This window comes from Streptomyces sp. BRA346 (assembly GCF_052851135.1).
Map to the genome: position 1 here is coordinate 31,412 of NZ_JAIWIH010000034.1, position 16,801 is coordinate 48,212.

The window sequence follows — 16,801 nt, forward strand, 5'->3', positions numbered from 1 at the left end:
GACGTCAGAAGACTGAAACCATGAGGACCGTCGCCGGGCCCACGGGCCATGTCGTGGTCGTCGGAGCGGGGCTGTCCGGGCTCGCCGCCACCCTGCACCTGCTCGGTGCCGGGCGCCGGGTGACCGTCGTGGAACGCGCCACCCGGCCGGGCGGCCGGGCCGGATGCCTGGAGCGCGGCGGCTACCGCTTCGACACCGGACCCACCGTGCTCACCATGCCGGACCTGCTGGCCGAGGCGCTGGCCGCCGTGGGGGAGGAGGTGTCCGACCGGCTCGACCTGGTCGCGCTGCACCCCGCCTACCGGGCCGCTTTCGCCGACGGCAGCAGCCTCGACGTCCACACCGGCGCGGACGCCATGGAGGAGTCCGTACGGGCCTTCGCCGGGCCGCGCGAAGCGGCCGGATACCGGCGGCTGCGGGCCTGGCTGGAAGCACTCCACCGCGCCCAGATGGGCCGCTTCATCGACGCCAACTTCGACTCGCCGCTCCACCTGCTCCACCCCGACCTCGCCCGGCTGGCCGCCCTCGGCGGCTTCGGACGGCTCGACCCCGGCATCGGCCGTTTCCTCCGCGACGAGCGGCTGCGCCGGGTCTTCTCCTTCCAGGCCCTCTACGCGGGCGTAGCCCCGGCCCGCGCCCTGGCCGCGTACGCCGTCATCGCCTACATGGACACCGTCGCGGGCGTGTACTTCCCCCGCGGCGGCATGCACGCCGTGCCCCGCGCGCTGGCCGCCGCGGCCGCCGACGCCGGTGCCGACCTGCGATACGGCCAGCACGTCACCCGGCTGGAGCAGCGGGCCGGGCGGGTCACCGCCGTCATCACCCCGCACGGCCGTGTGCCCTGCGACGCCGTCGTCCTCAGCTGCGAGCTGACCGAGGCCTACCGGCTGCTGGGCCGCGCGCCCCGTCGCCCGCTGCGCCACCGGCGCGCACCCTCGGCCGTCGTCCTGCACACCGGCACCGACCGCACCTGGCCCCAACTGGCCCACCACACCCTCTCCTTCGGCGCCGCGTGGCGCGCCACGTTCGAGGAACTGACCGTCTCCGGGCGGCTGATGAGCGACCCCTCGCTGCTCATCACGCGGCCCACCACACACGACCCCGCCCTCGCCCCGCCCGGCCGCCACATCCACTACATCCTCGCGCCCTGCCCGAACACCGACATCGGACCCGGCGCCGCCGCGTGGCGCACCCTCGGCCCGCGCTACCGGGACCGCATCCTCACCGAGCTCGAGCGCCGCGGCCTGGCCGGGCTCGGAGCGGCCATCGAAGAAGAATGCCTGGTCACCCCGGCCGACTGGGCGGCCCAGGGGCATGCCGCGGGCAGTCCGTTCTCGCTCGCGCACACCTTCGGCCAGACCGGTCCGTTCCGCCCCGCCAACCTCGTGCGCGGCCGGGAGAACGTGGTGCTGGCGGGCTGCGGCACCACCCCCGGGGTGGGCGTCCCGACCGTACTGATCTCCGGAAAGCTGGCCGCCGCCCGCATCACCGGCCACCCCCGCCTCGGTCCCCGCCGCACCCGGCCGCGGGCCCTCCACCGGCAAGGAACCCCATGACCCGACACGAACTCGACGCCGCCGGTATCCACGACCCGGCGCTGCGCGCCGACTATCTGCGGTGCCGCCTGCTCAACGCCCGCCACGGCAGGACGTACTTCCTGGCCACCCGGCTGCTGCCCGCGGCCCGGCGCCCCGCCGTGCACGCCCTCTACGGCTTCGCCCGCTGGGCCGACGACATCGTGGACGACCTCGAGGGCTCCGGGGGCACCGCCCCGCGCGCGGCCTGTCTGGACCGGCTCGACGCCGAGCTGTCCCGGGCCCTGCGCACCGGCCGCGGCGACGAGCCCGTCGTCCGGGCCCTGGCGCACACCGCCGCCACCTACCGCATCGACCACCGCCACTTCACCGACTTCATGGCCTCGATGCGGACCGACCTGACCGTCACCGACTACCCCACCTTCGCGCACCTGCGCCACTACATGCACGGTTCGGCCGCGGTGATCGGCCTCCAGATGCTGCCCGTACTCGGCCACGTCGTGCCCCGCGAGGAGGCCGAGCCGCACGCGGCGGCGCTCGGCGTCGCCTTCCAGCTCACCAACTTCCTGCGGGACGTGGGGGAGGACCTGGACCGCGGCCGGATCTACCTGCCCGCCGACCTGCTGGCCGCACACGGCGTGGACCGGGCGCGCCTGCGGTGGTCCCGCCGCACCGGGCTGCGGGACCGGCGGATCACCGCCGCACTGCGCGACTTCGCCGCCCTCACCCGCGGCTACTACCGCCGGGCGCTGCCCGGCATCCCGATGCTCGACCCGGTGGCCCGGCCCTGCATCCGTACCGCTTACGTGCTCTACGGAGGCATCGTCACCGCCGTCGAGCGCGACGGCTATGCGGTGCTGCACCGGCGGTCGGCGGTGCGGCGGCGGGTCCGGGCCGCGGTCGCGCTCGACGGGCTGGTCCGCGTCGGCGCGGCCCGGCTGCTGGCCGCCCGTACGGCACGCACCGCCCCGCCGGTCACCGTCGGGGAGGTCGCGTGAAGCCTTCCGCCACCGACCGCATCCCGCTGTCCCTGCGCCGCCGCGGTGTCCCCTGGGACCGGCAGCGGGCCACCTGGCGGGAGGCCAGGCCCGCCCTGATCGCCGCGGCCCTGAAGCGGGCGCAGGACCGCCCGTCGGGCAACTGGTACGTGCTGGGCGCGTCCGCCGCCGTCGCCCAGGGTCGCCCCTTCGGCCGGACGGTCGCCGGCACCGAGGTGGTGGCCTGGCGCGGCCCCGGCGGACGTCTCCTCGCGGGACCCGGCGCCTGCCCGCACCTCGGGGCGCCGCTGAAGGACGCGGTGGTCAGCCGCGGCAGGCTCCTCTGCCACTGGCACGGCCTCGCCCTGCCCGGGGACGCCACCGCGGGCTGGTGTCCGCTGCCCGCCCACGACGACGGCGTCCTCGCCTGGGTACGGCTCGACGCGGCCGGTGGCGAGGAGCCGCTGGAACGCCCGGTGCTGCCGCCCCGCCCGGTGGCCGGGGCCACGCTCGCCGCCGTCCACGACGTGACCGGCACCTGCGAGCCGGCCGATGTCGTCGCCAACCGCCTCGACCCGTGGCACGGCGCATGGTTCCACCCGTACTCCTTCGTCGACCTCACCGTCGAGGAGCCGGACGGCGACGACGCCCTCGCCGTCCGGGTGTCCTTCAAGGTGGCCGGTCGGGTGGTCGTCCCCGTCCGCGCCGTGTTCTCCGCACCCGGGCCCCGCACCGTCGTCATGCGCATCACCGACGGCGAGGGCCGTGGCTCCGTGGTCGAAACCCACGCCACCCCGCTGACCCCCGATCACCGCGGCCGTCCGCGCACCGCCGTCATCGAGGCGGTCCTCGCCACGTCCGACCGCCCCGGCTTCGCCGTCGCCCGCGCGGCCGCACCCCTGCTGCGGCCCCTGATGCGCGCCGCCGCGGGCCGCCTGTGGCGCGACGACCTCGCCTACGCCGAACGCCGCTGGGCCCTGCGGGAGGCGGGCCGCTTCCCGGGCTGACCGGCGGGCCGCCGCGGTCACGGCCGGTGGCGTGTCCCGGCCAGCCGGTGCACACCGCGCAGCACGGCCCAGCGGCCGCGGCGGGGGACCGTCCACAGCCGCTGGCCGCGCACGCCCCACCGGGCGAGCAGCGCGTTGGCGGCCAGGAACCCGCTCGTGGCCGCCCGTTCCATCAGGGCGACCGGCAGATCGGTGCGCACCAGGTCCCCGGCCAGCATCACCGCCGGGTCGGGCGTGCGCACCGTGGGCCGGTCACGGTAGCCACCGACGGGGAACGCCGGGCAGTCGGCGCGCCATTCATGGCGTACGTCGACCACCGGGGCGTCCCGGGTCTCGGGGTAGACCCGGGCCAGCTCCGCCCGCAACCGGCGCTCCACGGCGGCCCGGTCGGCGTCCGGTCCGACCGCGTACGCGTGCAGCTCCAGCACCGATCCGCCGGTGGCGGCGGCCCATCGGCGGGCTTCGCCCTCCCAGCGGGAGACGACGCTGACGTTGTCGAGCGGGCCGTAGCCGCTCGTACCGAGGAAACCGGGGCGGCCGGGGTCCACGGGGGCGCCGAGCCACAGGCGGGAGACCAGGAACGGCGGCGCGGTCCGCAGGGCCGCGATCCGGTCCCGCCACCCCGGGTCGCCCAGGCCGGGGGAGTCCGCGACCAGCGTGCGCAGCCCCGCCGTGTCCAGGGCGAGCACCACCCCGTCGTACGCGTCCCCGTCCACCGCCACCCGCCCGCCGTCCAGCGGCCGTACCGACTCCACGGCAGCACTCGCCCGCACCCGGGTGCCGTGACCCTCCAGGTAGCGCCGCAGCGGATCCCACAGCGCGTACGGGAACGGCTCGCGCACCACGTCGAACAGCAGGCCCTCGCTCGACCCGAGGAAGTAGATGTGGAACATCACCGCCAGCTCGGCCGCGGACAGCTCGCCCGGGTCCGTGAAGAAGCTGCGGGAGAACACCTCGAACGCCAGGTGCCGGGCCGCCGCCGGGAAGCGGACCGCGTCCAGGAACTCCGCCGCGCTCAGCGCGTCCAGCCGCTCGTGGATCCACGGCAGCCGGACGTCGAACAGCGGCAGCGCGGCCACCGGGTCCATGTCCGCCAGATCCCGCCAGCCGAACGACGGGCTGCGCGTGACGAAGCCCAGCGCGGACCACGGCGGGGTGCGCGGAACCCCCGCGAAACCGTCGCGCAGGCCCGAGCCGTGCCACAGCGGGTAGTCCGGCAGCGCGGTGAGCAGGCGTAAGGCCGGGTCGATCCGCCGCAGCAGCCCCCGCAGGTTGTAGTACTGCCGGAAGAAGGCGTGGAAACCGCGGCACATCGTCGCCGCCGACCCGTCCGCGAGCGTCGTCGGCCATCCGGCGAGCCGCCCGCCGAGCATCGCGCGGCGTTCGTACAGCACCACCGCGACCCCGCGCTCGGCCAGGGCGGTCGCCGCCGCGAGCCCCGCGATGCCGCCGCCCACCACCGCGACCCGCGGCGCGCGTCCGGCCGGGACCCGGGCCCGGCCCGCCGCCACCGGCAGCACCTCGGCCCGCCGGTCCCGCCCCCGCCGGGGCGTCACCGCTCCCGCCCCGGCGTGGCGTGTCCGGTGCCGGTCCGCCGCCGGAGCCAGGGCAGTTCGGCCACCGTCCGCAGCATGGGCGCCACCGGTGTCCGCATACCGACCATCACGTCCTCCGCCGGACCGGTGCGGCCGTCGAGGAAGCGCAGCAGACGCTCGGCGGGGACGTGGCGGAAGAGACCGGTGAACACATCGGCCCCGGCCACCCGCCCGGTGGCCAGGGCGCGCAGCATCGCCGCGTCCATGGCGAGCGCGCGGGCCGGATACGGGGCGGGCGGCACCGGGTGACGGCCCGCGGCGAAGGCCGCCGCCACCGCGTGGGACTGCCGCCGCACCGCGGCGAAGGTGTAGCCGGTGGCCGGGCGGGTGGCGCCGCCCGCGGTGCCGATCCGGAACACGGCGGCGCCCGCGCGGCGCGGGAAGCGGCCGTCGGTCATGGGGATGACGCCCTGCTCGGTGGAGAGCACCCGGAAGGGCGGCAGCCGCAGCACGGCCCCGGTGTAGTGGCGCAGGGCCGCGTCGTACGCGGCGTCGTCCAGCACGGCGGGCGAGAACTCGGTGTACTCCACCAGTGCCTCACGGTCGCTCAGCGGCAGCACATAGCCGAACGACAGGCCCCGGCCCGGTTGCGGGGTGCGGAAGTCCATCAGCTCGGCCACCGCGGGGTCCAGGGCCGGGGTGTCGCAGCGGACGAACCAGCCCCGGAAGTGCTGGAGCAGGGTCGTACGAGCCGGTGGCAGGGCGGCCGCCGGACGGGAGTCGAACGCCCACCGGGCGCGCCAGACCACCGGGCGGCCCCCGGCGCACACGCCCCGCACCACGGCGCCGCCCGCGTCGTCGCGCACCTGGTCCACCACCGCCTCGACCCGCCGCACCGAGGGCGCCGCGTCGAGCCGGGCGGCCACCCAGCGCTCGAAGTCGCGCGACCGCAGCATCTTGTAGACGAAGGGCGCCAGCTCCCGGTCCACCGGGCGGCCGTCGGTTCCGTGCACCCTGACCCGGCCCCAGCGGGCGGCGAGTGCCCCGTCGAACTCACCGCCCGGCTCCTCCCACCAGCACCAGGTCCGCTCCGGCGCCCGCAGCGGCCCGTCCGGCGCCCCGACCAGCAGGACGCGGGGCGGGCAGGGCAGCATGGCGAGGCGGTGGGCCAGCGTCAGACCGGCCGCACCCGCGCCGACGACGGCCACCTCCGCGTCCCACGCCACCGCCCGTTTCCCGCCGCGATCCGCTGTGAAGGACGGAGGCTAGCGCCGGACGCTCCGGTGGCGGCGCATCATCAGCACACCTCCGGAGGTGACGGCCAGGACGGTGGCGCCGAGGAGGGTCGGCTTGTTGTCGCCGACCGCGGCAGGCCCGAAACCGGCGTCGACCCCGCCACTGGGGTGACTGCGCTCGACCCTGACCGTGTCCGTGATCTTGATGCTCGGCGGGCACTTCACGATGACGTCGTGGCTACCGGAATCGGCTCCCTCGGGAATCCGGAAGGTGCCGGTGAGCGTGCCCTTGTGGCCGTCGTCGAGCAGGTGGAACTCGTCTCCGCCCGCGGTGCCCTTGCCATAGGTCACGTCCGAGCCGCAGGCGGTCGTACTGACGGTGACCGTGGACCCCGGGGCGCCGTTCCTCGGGCTGATGCGGAGCTCCGAGTCATCGGCGGCGGCGGCCGGGCCCTGGAGCGCGAGGGCACAGAGAAGCAGGCCGATGCCTGCACCGGCGGGTACGTAACGCATGAAGATCCTCCAACGGAGCAGTGGCCGTCCTGATCACGCGGCACCTGTGAGGTGTTCCGCTCTCGAGACAACCGACAGTCCGCCACCGTCGCAACACGAAGCGTCACCTCGCGAGGTCAGGGCCGCCGCCTCGCTTGATCGTTTACGCAGGTCACCGGAGCGAGGGCCGTCACGGAGCGGGAGCGACCGGAGGGGAGCGAATGGGCTATGCCGGGTGCCCGGTGGGCGGTCAGGGCGTGGGCCAGTTGCGCAGCAGGGCGTCGAGCGCGTCCAGGGTCCGGGACCAGGATTCCGCCGAATCGGGGGAGCTGTGGCTGAACCCGCCCGCCAACTCCAGGCTGACGAAGCCGTGGAAGACGCTGCCGAGCAGCCGCACCGCGTGCGTCTGATCCGGCTCGGTCAGGTCGTAGCCGCGCAGGATCGCCCGCGTCATCTGCGCGTGCCTGCCACCGGCGCTGGCGGCCGCCGCCTCCGGGTCCAGCTTGAACTGGGCCGCGGCGTAGCGGCCGGGGTGCTCGCGGGCGTAGTCGCGGTAGACGTGTCCGAAGGCGGTCAGGGCGTCCTTGCCGGCCCGCCCGGCCAGGGCGTCGGCGGCCCGGTCGGCGAGTTCCTCCAGGGCGAGCAGGGCGATCCTGGTCTTGAGGTCGCGGGAGTTCTTCAGGTGCGAGTACAGGCTCGCGACCTTGACGTCGAACCGCCGGGCCAGCTCCGATACGGTCACCTGGTCGAAGCCGACCTCGTCGGCCAGTTCCGCCCCGGCCCGGGTGAGCCGTTCCGCGGTCAGCCCTGCGTATGCCATGCCCTGCCCTGCCCCTCCGTCGGCAGAGCCCATTATTCGTTTGCCTAAGACCTTTAGGCAACTTAGCCTCCCGGTCATGAAGCCGCTGACCGAGCAAGAGATCCGTGCCGCCTTCGTCAACTGCACCAAGGGCGAGGCGAAGCGCCTGTCCGTACCGCGCGACCTGGCCGCCAAGCCCTGGGACGACCTGGACTACCTCGGCTGGCGAGATCCCCAGGCCTACGACCGCGCCTACCTCGTCACCCTGCTCGACGACCGCCCGCGGGCCGTCGCCCTGCGCTGCCCCACCCCCGCCTCCTGGCAGACGCAGCGCGGCATGTGCTCGCTCTGTCTGACCTCTCCCGCCGACGGCGTCTCCCTGATGGTCGCGCCGAAGGCGGGGAAGGCCAGGCAGCAGGGCAACTCCGTCGGCACCTACATATGCAGCGACCTCGCCTGCTCCCTGTACGTACGCGGCAAGAAGGACGCGGGCGCGGGCGCTCGGCTCCACGAGTCGCTCACCCTGGAGGAGAAGATCGAGCGGACCACGGCCAACGTCGCCGCGTTCCTCGCCAAGGTGACCGCCTGACCCCGGGGGATCCCGGAACCGGCGGCCGACCCGCACGTTCACGGCACGGTTTAGTTGCGACAGCAACCGCCGGGAGGAGCTGAGCGAGTCGCTCGCCTGGCTCCTGGAGTCGGTCGGCATCCGCTCGGAGCGCTTCCAGGACGCCCCCTGGTCTACTTCAACCGGGCGTCCCACCGGCTCGGGGAAGGACATGACGGATCGGTGACGTGATCCACCCCGGTGCCCCGGCCCGGTCGCATGCCTATACCCTTCCGTCGAACGCGTCCGACATGACGAAGGAGTTCCATGCGACGCAACACGCGTAGACGGTCGAAGGTTGCGAGACGGGCGATCGTCGCCACTGCCGCACTGGCCCTGGGGGCGGGCGGACTGGTGACGGTCAACATGTACGCCTCGGCCGACGCGGGCGACTCGCAGCAGAGCGACACCCGCGGCCGGGAGTTATCCGCCCGAGCCTCCACCATCGACTGTCCCGACGTCGGCCAGCGCCTGAGCGCGGTTCCGCAGCGGGCCAGGGCCGAGGTGGACCGGGAGCTGGCCCTGCTGGACAAGCAGGTGGCCGAGGCGTACCAGCGGCTGGCCGGTTCCCAGCGGGCGATCCAGCAGGATGCCAACTTCGCGCAGAACGCGATCATGGGTCCGCTGAAGGACAAGCGCACGGCGGCCATCGACCGGATATCGATCGCCATCGGCAGGGTGGCCGCCGCACCGCAGGGCCTGGACGGGCTCGCCACCTGCACGCTCAAGGCCTCCGGCAACCAGCCCGGCGGCGGTCAGGGCGGTGGCCAGGGTGAGAACCAGGGCGGCAACCAAGGTGGCAACCAGGGCGGCAACAAGGGCCAGAACGGCAACGGCCCGGTGGCCGCGGACTTCGTGGACATCACCACCGTCAAGCCCAACGTGCGCACACCGCGCCCGGCGCGGAACGCCTCCAAGGGCCTCTTCACCACCAAGTGCGGCGTCAACGCCAATAAGCTCTACAACACCGACAACGTCATCGTCGCCCCGGGCGTGTCCAACGGGGCACACCACACGCACGACTACGTCGGCAACCAGGCCAACAACGCCTTCGCCGACAACAACACCTTCGCCCGCGGCCGCACCACCTGCCAGAACCAGGGCGACAAGTCGACCTACTACTGGCCGGTGCTGCGTCTTCAGGACGGCACCCGGGAGTTCGACGCGGACCGGCAGGGCGGTGGCGCCGAGGGCAACACCGGCCGCATCCTGACGGCCAAGAAGGTCACCCTGGAGTACGCGGGCAACGCGCGCGGCAAGGTCGTGGCGATGCCCAGGTTCCTGCGCATCATCACCGGCGACGCGAAGGCCTTCAGCAACGGGACGGCGAACGCCAACGCCTCCTGGAGCTGCACCGGGTTCGAGAACCGGCAGCTGAAGGACAAGTACCCGATCTGCCCCCAGGGCAGCGACGTGGTGCGTACGGCGAAGTTCCAGAGCTGCTGGGACGGGAAGAACGCCGACAGCGCCAACCACCGCTCCCACGTGGCGTTCACGGACACCGACGGCCGCTGCCCCAAGGGCTTCGTGGCGATTCCGCAGCTGGTGCAGCGCCTGGTGTACGACGTGGACGCGCCCAGCCTGAAGGACAATGGGAAGACCCGGCCGTTCTTCGCCGTGGACGGCTTCCCCGAGCAGTTGCACAAGCCGGTCACCGACCACGGGGACTTCATCAACGTCTTCGACGACCGGGTGATGAAGCAGATGGTGCGGTGCATCAACACCGGACGCACCTGCCGCTGAGGCGGAGCGCCCTGCCGGCGGCCGGACGCCACACCGCCGGCAGGGCGCGCACGGCCGCTCGGCGCGACACCGGGTATGCTTTAAAGCAATGGATTGATTTAAAGCGGTGCGCGGCGCGGAGCGGGATACGGTTGGTGATGATGACGGCCAGAACGAGGCAGGACGAACGGGTCAGCGCGACACGGGAGGCGCTGCTGACGGCGGCGGAGCGGCTGTTCGCCGAGCACGGCGTGCACGCGGTCGCCAACCGCCAGATCAGCGCGGCCGCGGGACAGGGCAACAACGCCGCGGTCAACTACCACTTCGGCACCAAGACCGATCTGGTCCGCGCGATCGTCCGTCGGCACGCCGAGCAGATGGAGCGGATCCGCGCGGGGATGCTGGCCGACATCGGCGACTCCACCGAGCTGCGGGACTGGGTGGCCTGCGCGGTCCGCCCGACCACCGAACACCTGGCGGAGCTGGGCCACCCCAGCTGGTACGCGCGGTTCATCGCCCAGGTCACGGCCGACCCCGCGCTCCAGGCGGTCACCACCGAGGAGGCGTTCGCCGCCGCCCCGTCGCTGCACCCGTTGCAGGACGGGGTGAACCGCTGCCTGCCCGACCTGCCCGACGAGGTGTACGCGGAGCGCGGCGCCATGACACGTCACCTCATCACGCAGATGACCGCCGAGAGGGAGCGCGCCCTCGCCGACGCCACCCCCACCTCCCGTACGACGTGGCACGACACCGCCACCGGCCTCATCGACGCGATCGTCGCCCTGTGGCAGGCCCCGGTCACCCGGGAGCCGTGACCGGGGCGGTGGCCCGGATCCTAGGGCGTGCGCACCAGACGGGCGTACGCCTCGGCCAGCGCCGACGTCACCTTGCCGACGCCGTAACGGTGGCCGTCCACCGCGCGGACCGGCTGCACCTCGTAGGCGGTGCCGGTGAGGAACACCTCGTCGGCGTCGGCTAGGGCGTCCGGCTCCAGAGGGCGCTCATGGACTGGAATGCCCAGGTCATGGGCGAGCCCGATGACGGTCTGGCGGGTGATCCCGTTGAGGAAGGTGTCGGGGACGGGGGTGTGCAGGGCGCCGTCGATGACGAGGAAGAGGTTGGCGCCGGTGGCCTCGGCCAGCAGGCCCCGGTGGTCCAGCAGCAGGGCGTCGTCGTAACCGGCGGCCTCGGCCTCGTCGCGGGCGAGGGTGCAGATGTTGTACAGCGATGCCGCCTTGGCGTGCACCGGCGCGGTGTCGGGCGCCGGGCGGCGCCAGCGGGAGGTGCCGAGGCGGATGCCCTCCTCCTGGGTCGCGTCCCCGAAGAGCCGCGGCCACTCCCAGGTGGCGATGGCGACGTGGACGCGGTTGCCCGTACTGGACACGCTGAGCTGCTCGCCACCCCGCCAGGCCACGGGCCGGACGTATCCGTCGGTGATGCCCTGCCTGCGGACGAGTTCCCGGCCGGCCTCGGCGAGTTCGGGCACCCCGAAGGGGATGGCGAAGCCCAGGGCGCGCGCGGAGGTGTGCAGCCGCTCGGTGTGTTCGGTGAGCTTGAAGATGGCGCCGTCGTAGACCCGCATCCCCTCGAAGACGCCACCGCCGTAGTGCAGCCCGTGGGAGAGGACGTGCAGCTTCGCGTCGCGCCAGGGCACGAAGGCGCCGTCGTACCAGATGACGCCGTCACGGTCGTCGAATGGGAGGGAGGTCATCGGCCACCTTCCGGGGCGTACTCGATGCGGATGGTGGTCTCCAGCGCGCGGTGGAACTCCTCGGCCTCGGCGGTGGTGGCGTGCCGGGACAGGACGAACGCCGGGTATCCGGTGAAGTCCGGGTAGGGGCGCACCACGTCGCCGGGGAAGAGCATCTGCACGACGTGGTCCACCCGGGGGTCGGCGCGCAGCTCGTCCAGGCCGTGGATCGCGGTGATCCGCCCCGAACCGCCGCACGGCACGATGTAGTTGGCGGCGGCGCCCGTGGCGGCGGGCGGGCGACCGGCGTCGAAGGAACGTGGCGGCAGCCCCGCGGCGATGCGCAGCGCGTCCGCGGCGAAGTCCCGCCCGGTGACGTTCCGGACGATGTATTCGGACACCCCCGAGCCGCCGATGCGGGCTCCCAGCTCCAGCAGGTACGGCCGGTCGCCGCGCAGCCGCAGCTCGGTGTGGGTCGGCCCGTCGGTGATGCCGAGGGCCGTGTGCGCGGTGGTCACCTCGTGCCGGATCGCGGCCTCGACGGCCTCGGGCAGGACGGCCGGGGCGCGGTAGACGCTCTCCTCGAAGTAGGGGCCCTCGGGCTTGCCCTTGTAGCCGATGCTGCACACCGTCACCTCACCGCGGTGGGCGAGGGATTCCACGGCGAACTCCGGCCCGTCGAGATACTCCTCCACGATCAGGCCCCGGGCCTCGCCCAGCTTGCCGCGGCAGACCTGCCCCACCTCCTCGACCACGGCCTCCAGCTCGTCCGGGTGTTCCGCCTTGGTGACGCCGAGGCTGGAGAAGCCGTGCGCGGGCTTCACCACGACGGGAAAGTCCAGGTGCGCGGCCTCCTCCCAGGCGGAGGGGTCCTTCAGGCCGACGAACCGGGGCACGTTGAGCCCCGCCGCGGCCAGCCGTTCCCGCATCACCCGCTTGTCCTGCGCGCCGAGCGCCGCGTCCCGCCCGATGCCGGGCAGCCCGAGGAGTGCGGCCGCCTCCGCGACGAACGGCACGGCCGGGTCGTACAGGGTGCAGATGCCCTGGAACGGCGTGGCCTCGTGCACCTGCCGCAGCGTGGCCAGGGCTCCCGCACGGTCCCCGTCGAGGTCCAGGCGCAGCACGTCGGCCACCGCCGGGGGCAGCCGGTCCGCGGCCACGGTCTCGTCGGGGCGGGGGACCAGGATGAGGCGGATGCCCGCGCGCTCGGCGCTGTCGAAGACCCAGGGCAGCGTCGTCCGCTGGTACACCAGGACGACGGAGGGCTGCTGTGTGCTCACGATGTTCCCCGTATCTGTGGTACCCCGGCTCCTTCGCCGGTGTCGTCGGTCGTGCCGGACCCGGTGGCCGGGCCCTGCGCCCGGCGGGAGCCGCCCACCGTCAGCCACACCCCGGCCGAGCAGGCGACGATCAGGACGAGCACCAGCGGACCGGGCGCGCCCGCCCACCCCAGCGCCCATTCACCGAGGCGGATCAGGAACGGCACCACCAGGGCCACGGCGGAGGTGTACAACGGGCCCTTGCGCAGGATGAGTTCGTGCGAGATGAGGAAGACCGGGGCGGTGAGCCCCGCGCCGAGCAGCGCCACCCCGCCCCAGTCGGCCGCCGTGACGCCGCCCATCGGCACGAAGACGGCGGTCGTCAGCCCCAGCATGACGGCGCCCGCCCCGGTGATGGCGGGCAGCGCCGCCAGCGGTGAGATGTCGGCCATGCGCTGCCGGTAGACATAGCCGTAGAGGGCGTACGTGAACGTGCCGCCCAGCGCCAGCGCGACACCGGCCGACAGGGCGGCCCCGTCCGCTGCCGCGTCGCCGCCCGCCCCGTCCGCCACCGCGTAACCGCACGCCGCGGCCACCGCGAGCAGGGTGCCGCACACCTTGCGGACGGTGCCTCGCTCGCCGAAGGCCACGATGCCGATGACGAACGTCACGCACGGCAGCAGCGAGACGATCAGGCCCACCCGGGACGCGCCGATCCGGCCGATGCCGAGCAACGTACCGGAGTAGTACGCGAAGAACCCCAGGAACGCCAGCAGCACGAACCCGCCCGGGCGGCCGAACCCCTTCCGCACATCCGGCCAGCTGCGCGGGCGGAGCACGGCGATCGCGGAGATGGCCAGGAAGCTGGCCGCCGTACGGCCGCTCGCCACGGCGAGCGCGGGAACGCCGTCGACCAGACGGGCCGACATCAGCCAGCCCGCGGCGAGCAGCAGCACCATGAGCACCGACAGGGCGGGCACCACCAGCGGCCCGCCCCCTCGGCGCGGTTCGGGATCGCCCCTCACCACTGCGCGAGGCCGAACGTCAGTGGCGGCAGCCGGTCCAGGCTCTGCTTGGCACGCAGCAGCACCCGCTGGTCCTCGGTGAACCGGTAGCGCTGCTTGGGCTCCCCTTCGGGCAGATAGGTGCGTACCAGGGCCTTGGCGGCGGCCTTGTACTCGGCGTCGGTGGTGACCTCGGACTCCAGCTTCTCGACCGTGGTGACGTAGTCCCGCAGCGCGCTCACGGTGGCGTCCCGGTCCAGGCGCAGCAGCCCGCCGTCCTGTGCGGAACCCGTCAGCGCGCCCCGCTCGCGCAGCCAGGAGTAGAGGAAGACACCGGTGCCGGAGTCGAAGTTGCGGGTCGCGTCGTCGGCCTGCGGGTAGCGGAAGACACGCTCCAGCAGAATCATGGCGATCTGCTCCTCGGTGTACGGGACTTCGCCGTCGGCGCAGGACAGCGCGGTCTTCGCGTCCACCTTGATCTCTTCGAGCAGGCCGACGAACCAGTTCATCTTGAGCGAGATGTGTTCGTCGAACGGCCACAGCCCCTGGTAGTGCATGCGGTCGTGCAGATAGCCCCACAGGGCACGGGCCTCGTAGCACACGTCCGGGGCCAGCCCGGTGGAGGCCCGGGGTATGGAGTCCGGGGTCAGGACGGCCGCCGCGCCCGGGAGGGCGTAGGTCGCGTGGATGGCGCGCATCTTGTTGAAGAAGAACATCGCGTACGGCTGGTCGGTGATCTTGTCGTGGGCGGCCACGTTCTCCGGGAAGACCACCAGGCAGTTGCCGTGGGCGAAGCCGTCGCTGCCGGTGATGAGGATCAGGGACTGGCAGTTGTTCTTGGGGTGCGGGTGGGTGACGGCCAGGCCGGGCAGCGCGTCGGGCTCCTTGCGCAGCGCGTAGAAGCAGTCCAGCCGCTTGCCGACGGGCGGTGCGCTGTTGGTGGTCTGGAGCGGCGCGAGGAAGAAGACCACGCCCCCGTCCTCGGGCGGGCGCAGCGCGTCCCGGGAGCGGGCGAAGTGGGGCGGGGTGTCCAGCCCGGCGTCCAGCCACCCGGCGACGTCGGCGTCCAGGGCGTCGGCCTGGTGCCCCAGCCCGTTGCGCCGGTACCAGGCGCACGCCTCGTCCATGATGCGGGTGAGCAGCGCGACGTCGTCCGCCGTGGGGGCGGTGACCGTGCCGTCGTCGGCCTGGCGCGCCCGGAAGCGGTTGACCATCGGTATGAGCGATTCCGTCAGGGGCCGCGCCTCGGCCAGGTGCGCGGGGCTCAGGGGTGCCTGGTCGGTCACAGCGACACCGCCCCCGCCGCCAGCGGCTCCCCGGCCGCGGCGTCCGCGCTCAGGACCTGGTGGACGGTGAAGACCATGGGGACCGGGCCGAAGTCGCGGAGGACCCGCAGTCCGTGCCGTTCGGCGGCGACGATCGTGGTGATGCAGCCCTCGACCTTCCCGGCGGCGCAGTCGATGGCGGCCTGGGAGTTGCTGAGCACCTCGTGGACCTCGGCCGAGTCGGGGACGAGCCCCCTGGGCGCCGGATGCGAGGCGACGGTGGCGGGGACCGGCGTTCCCGAGGAGGCGAGCACCATGTTGTGCGTCGGCATGATGAAGCTGTCCACCATCTGTAACCGGTGGAGGTTGCCGAAGACCAGGGTGTGCAGGGCCGGGTAGACGGCGCAGGCGGTCAGGGCGTGCTGCCCGTCGGCCGGGACGGCTTCCAGGGCCGACTCGATGGAGGAATGCAGATGAACCGTTCCCTCAACGCCGCGTCTGCGCAGCCATTCGTGTGAGGCGGCCTCCAAATTGGTCCCGTGCGGACCGAGTGTGTGCAGATTGCGGACACGGTCCGGCCCGGCATGGATATGCCGCATGGTCCACCCCATGTTCTGTTCTTGTTCTGATGTTTCCTGATCAGCTTCGACGGGTGTTCGTTGAAGCTGAGAGGATGAAAACAGGAGCAAACGGTAAGAAACAAGAGTTTTCTGTAAAACATCCCACATGGCGAGATCCGATGCCCGTTCGAGGATGCTAACCGGCCAACCGGGTCTCGATGTAACGGAGTTATGAATTCCGCTTCTCCTTGCCTCCTCCGCCCGCCCCTCCGCCCGCAGCCTCCGCTCCGAGGGCGTTGTCAGTGGGCGCACGTATGTTCATTCGTGCCGCGCCGCTGTGGTGCGGAACTACCCCTGTGTGCAGAGGAGATGGCGCGTTGTCCGATGGAGAGAGGTCGAGTACGGCGCGGGTGATCCCGCCCGCACGGCCGCGCAAGCTCGCCAAGGTCCCGTTCGTCGAGCTGGCCGACGGACGCCTCCAGGGCGTGGTGTCCAGCGGCTCGGACATCGGGCGGGTCTATGTCTCGTCCGTCGCGGCCGGTACGTACGCGTTCGCTTGCAGCACCAACAACAACCGCCCCTGCGATGGTGCGCGCGGCTCGTACTGCAAGCACATCATGGCCCTGATCGGCGAGGCGGTGCTCCAGTACGGGGCCGGGCGCGTCGCCCGCTATCCGCGAAGGTCGAGACCGCGGACGGGGAACCCACCGCGCTGTCCATCGCCGCCGATATGACCGACACCCACCCCTCGCCGGCGGGCTCCCAGGCCGCCGCGGCGGCCTCGCCGCGACCTGGTCGGCGTGCTGCCGTGCGACGCGGCGGCCGACACGGTGCACCCGCTGTGCCGCGCCGAGGGAATCCCCCTGGTGGGCGGCGGGGGTACGGACCTCCCTACGGGCTTCGCCAGGGCCCTGCGGGCACGTCCCCGCCCTGATGTCATCGTGGCCCTCACCGACGGCCAGACACCCTGGCCGGGTACCCGACGGTGGTGGGCCTCTTCCCCCCGCCACCGTCCGGCACGGCGGTCATGGGACGAGGACAACCCGGATTACGTGCCGGATACGCCACCCGACTGGGCGCGCGTGGTGGTCATCGGGGAGTGAGGCCAAATGGA

The 16,801-nt window shown here is 73.1% G+C and carries 15 protein-coding genes and 2 pseudogenes; 8 read left to right on the forward strand and 9 right to left on the reverse strand.

The window, feature by feature from the left end:
- Positions 1 to 20 precede the first annotated feature (20 nt).
- The 3 genes from crtI to LCH29_RS32150 are packed head-to-tail and all read left to right on the forward strand — an operon-like array spanning position 21 to position 3,519.
- Positions 21 to 1,556: a phytoene desaturase family protein gene (crtI, locus tag LCH29_RS32140; RefSeq protein ID WP_446465208.1), complete on the forward strand. Its 1,536-nt coding sequence runs from the start codon at positions 21 to 23 to the stop codon at positions 1,554 to 1,556.
- Complete coding sequence (locus LCH29_RS32145; RefSeq protein ID WP_446465209.1) at positions 1,553 to 2,533, forward strand: phytoene/squalene synthase family protein; 981 nt, start codon at positions 1,553 to 1,555, stop codon at positions 2,531 to 2,533. Before crtI ends, LCH29_RS32145 begins: the two co-directional genes overlap by 4 nt.
- The gene (locus LCH29_RS32150) at positions 2,530 to 3,519 is read left to right on the forward strand and encodes a DUF5914 domain-containing protein (protein WP_446465210.1); all 990 of its coding nucleotides are present in this window, start codon (positions 2,530 to 2,532) and stop codon (positions 3,517 to 3,519) included. The genes LCH29_RS32145 and LCH29_RS32150 overlap by 4 nt, the downstream gene beginning before the upstream one ends.
- Positions 3,520 to 3,536: 17 nt before the next feature.
- On the opposite strand, the gene LCH29_RS32155 is transcribed toward LCH29_RS32150, so the two are convergent.
- The 4 genes from LCH29_RS32155 to LCH29_RS32170 all read right to left on the reverse strand — a co-directional run bounded on the left by LCH29_RS32155 (position 3,537) and on the right by LCH29_RS32170 (position 7,601).
- A complete protein-coding gene (locus tag LCH29_RS32155; protein WP_446465211.1) occupies positions 3,537 to 5,075 on the reverse strand; it encodes an FAD-dependent oxidoreductase in 1,539 nt (512 codons plus the stop codon).
- Complete coding sequence (locus LCH29_RS32160; RefSeq protein WP_446465212.1) at positions 5,072 to 6,280, reverse strand: lycopene cyclase family protein; 1,209 nt, start codon at positions 6,278 to 6,280, stop codon at positions 5,072 to 5,074. The genes LCH29_RS32155 and LCH29_RS32160 overlap by 4 nt, the downstream gene beginning before the upstream one ends.
- Positions 6,281 to 6,319: 39 nt before the next feature.
- Positions 6,320 to 6,802 carry a sortase gene (locus LCH29_RS32165; RefSeq protein WP_446465213.1) on the reverse strand — a complete coding sequence of 161 codons (483 nt, stop codon included), beginning with the start codon at positions 6,800 to 6,802 and terminating at the stop codon, positions 6,320 to 6,322.
- Between the two features lie 229 nt (positions 6,803 to 7,031).
- A complete protein-coding gene (locus LCH29_RS32170) occupies positions 7,032 to 7,601 on the reverse strand; it encodes a TetR/AcrR family transcriptional regulator (protein ID WP_446465214.1) in 570 nt (189 codons plus the stop codon).
- A gap of 76 nt (positions 7,602 to 7,677) precedes the next feature.
- Between LCH29_RS32170 and LCH29_RS32175 the strand changes: the two genes are divergently transcribed.
- From LCH29_RS32175 to LCH29_RS32185, 3 genes are all read left to right on the forward strand, one after another.
- Positions 7,678 to 8,169, forward strand: a complete 492-nt coding sequence (locus LCH29_RS32175; protein ID WP_446465215.1) for an FBP domain-containing protein — start codon at positions 7,678 to 7,680, stop codon at positions 8,167 to 8,169.
- Between the two features lie 285 nt (positions 8,170 to 8,454).
- A complete protein-coding gene (locus LCH29_RS32180; protein WP_446465216.1) occupies positions 8,455 to 9,930 on the forward strand; it encodes a DUF1996 domain-containing protein in 1,476 nt (491 codons plus the stop codon).
- Between the two features lie 140 nt (positions 9,931 to 10,070).
- Positions 10,071 to 10,724 carry a TetR/AcrR family transcriptional regulator gene (locus LCH29_RS32185; RefSeq protein ID WP_446465217.1) on the forward strand — a complete coding sequence of 218 codons (654 nt, stop codon included), beginning with the start codon at positions 10,071 to 10,073 and terminating at the stop codon, positions 10,722 to 10,724.
- A 20-nt stretch (positions 10,725 to 10,744) separates the two neighbouring features.
- On the opposite strand, the gene LCH29_RS32190 is transcribed toward LCH29_RS32185, so the two are convergent.
- Genes LCH29_RS32190 through LCH29_RS32210 form a run of 5 tightly spaced genes read right to left on the reverse strand, consistent with a single transcriptional unit; the run spans position 10,745 to position 15,726 of the window.
- The gene (locus LCH29_RS32190) at positions 10,745 to 11,620 is read right to left on the reverse strand and encodes a branched-chain amino acid aminotransferase (protein ID WP_446465218.1); all 876 of its coding nucleotides are present in this window, start codon (positions 11,618 to 11,620) and stop codon (positions 10,745 to 10,747) included.
- Complete coding sequence (locus tag LCH29_RS32195) at positions 11,617 to 12,879, reverse strand: ATP-grasp domain-containing protein (RefSeq protein WP_446465219.1); 1,263 nt, start codon at positions 12,877 to 12,879, stop codon at positions 11,617 to 11,619. The genes LCH29_RS32190 and LCH29_RS32195 overlap by 4 nt, the downstream gene beginning before the upstream one ends.
- Positions 12,876 to 13,841 carry a DMT family transporter gene (locus LCH29_RS32200; protein ID WP_446465220.1) on the reverse strand — a complete coding sequence of 322 codons (966 nt, stop codon included), beginning with the start codon at positions 13,839 to 13,841 and terminating at the stop codon, positions 12,876 to 12,878. Before LCH29_RS32200 ends, LCH29_RS32195 begins: the two co-directional genes overlap by 4 nt.
- Positions 13,842 to 13,879: 38 nt before the next feature.
- The gene (locus LCH29_RS32205) at positions 13,880 to 15,148 is read right to left on the reverse strand and encodes a DUF6421 family protein (protein ID WP_446465221.1); all 1,269 of its coding nucleotides are present in this window, start codon (positions 15,146 to 15,148) and stop codon (positions 13,880 to 13,882) included.
- Positions 15,145 to 15,726: a bacilysin biosynthesis protein BacA gene (locus LCH29_RS32210; protein ID WP_446465222.1), complete on the reverse strand. Its 582-nt coding sequence runs from the start codon at positions 15,724 to 15,726 to the stop codon at positions 15,145 to 15,147. The genes LCH29_RS32205 and LCH29_RS32210 overlap by 4 nt, the downstream gene beginning before the upstream one ends.
- Positions 15,727 to 16,064: 338 nt before the next feature.
- Here LCH29_RS32210 and LCH29_RS32215 point away from each other — a divergent pair.
- A pseudogene (locus LCH29_RS32215) lies at positions 16,065 to 16,477 on the forward strand (hypothetical protein); the annotation flags it as partial.
- Positions 16,470 to 16,790: pseudogene (locus LCH29_RS32220) on the forward strand (DUF2201 family putative metallopeptidase); the annotation flags it as partial. The pseudogenes LCH29_RS32215 and LCH29_RS32220, both read left to right, overlap by 8 nt.
- Positions 16,791 to 16,801: the final 11 nt, after the last annotated feature.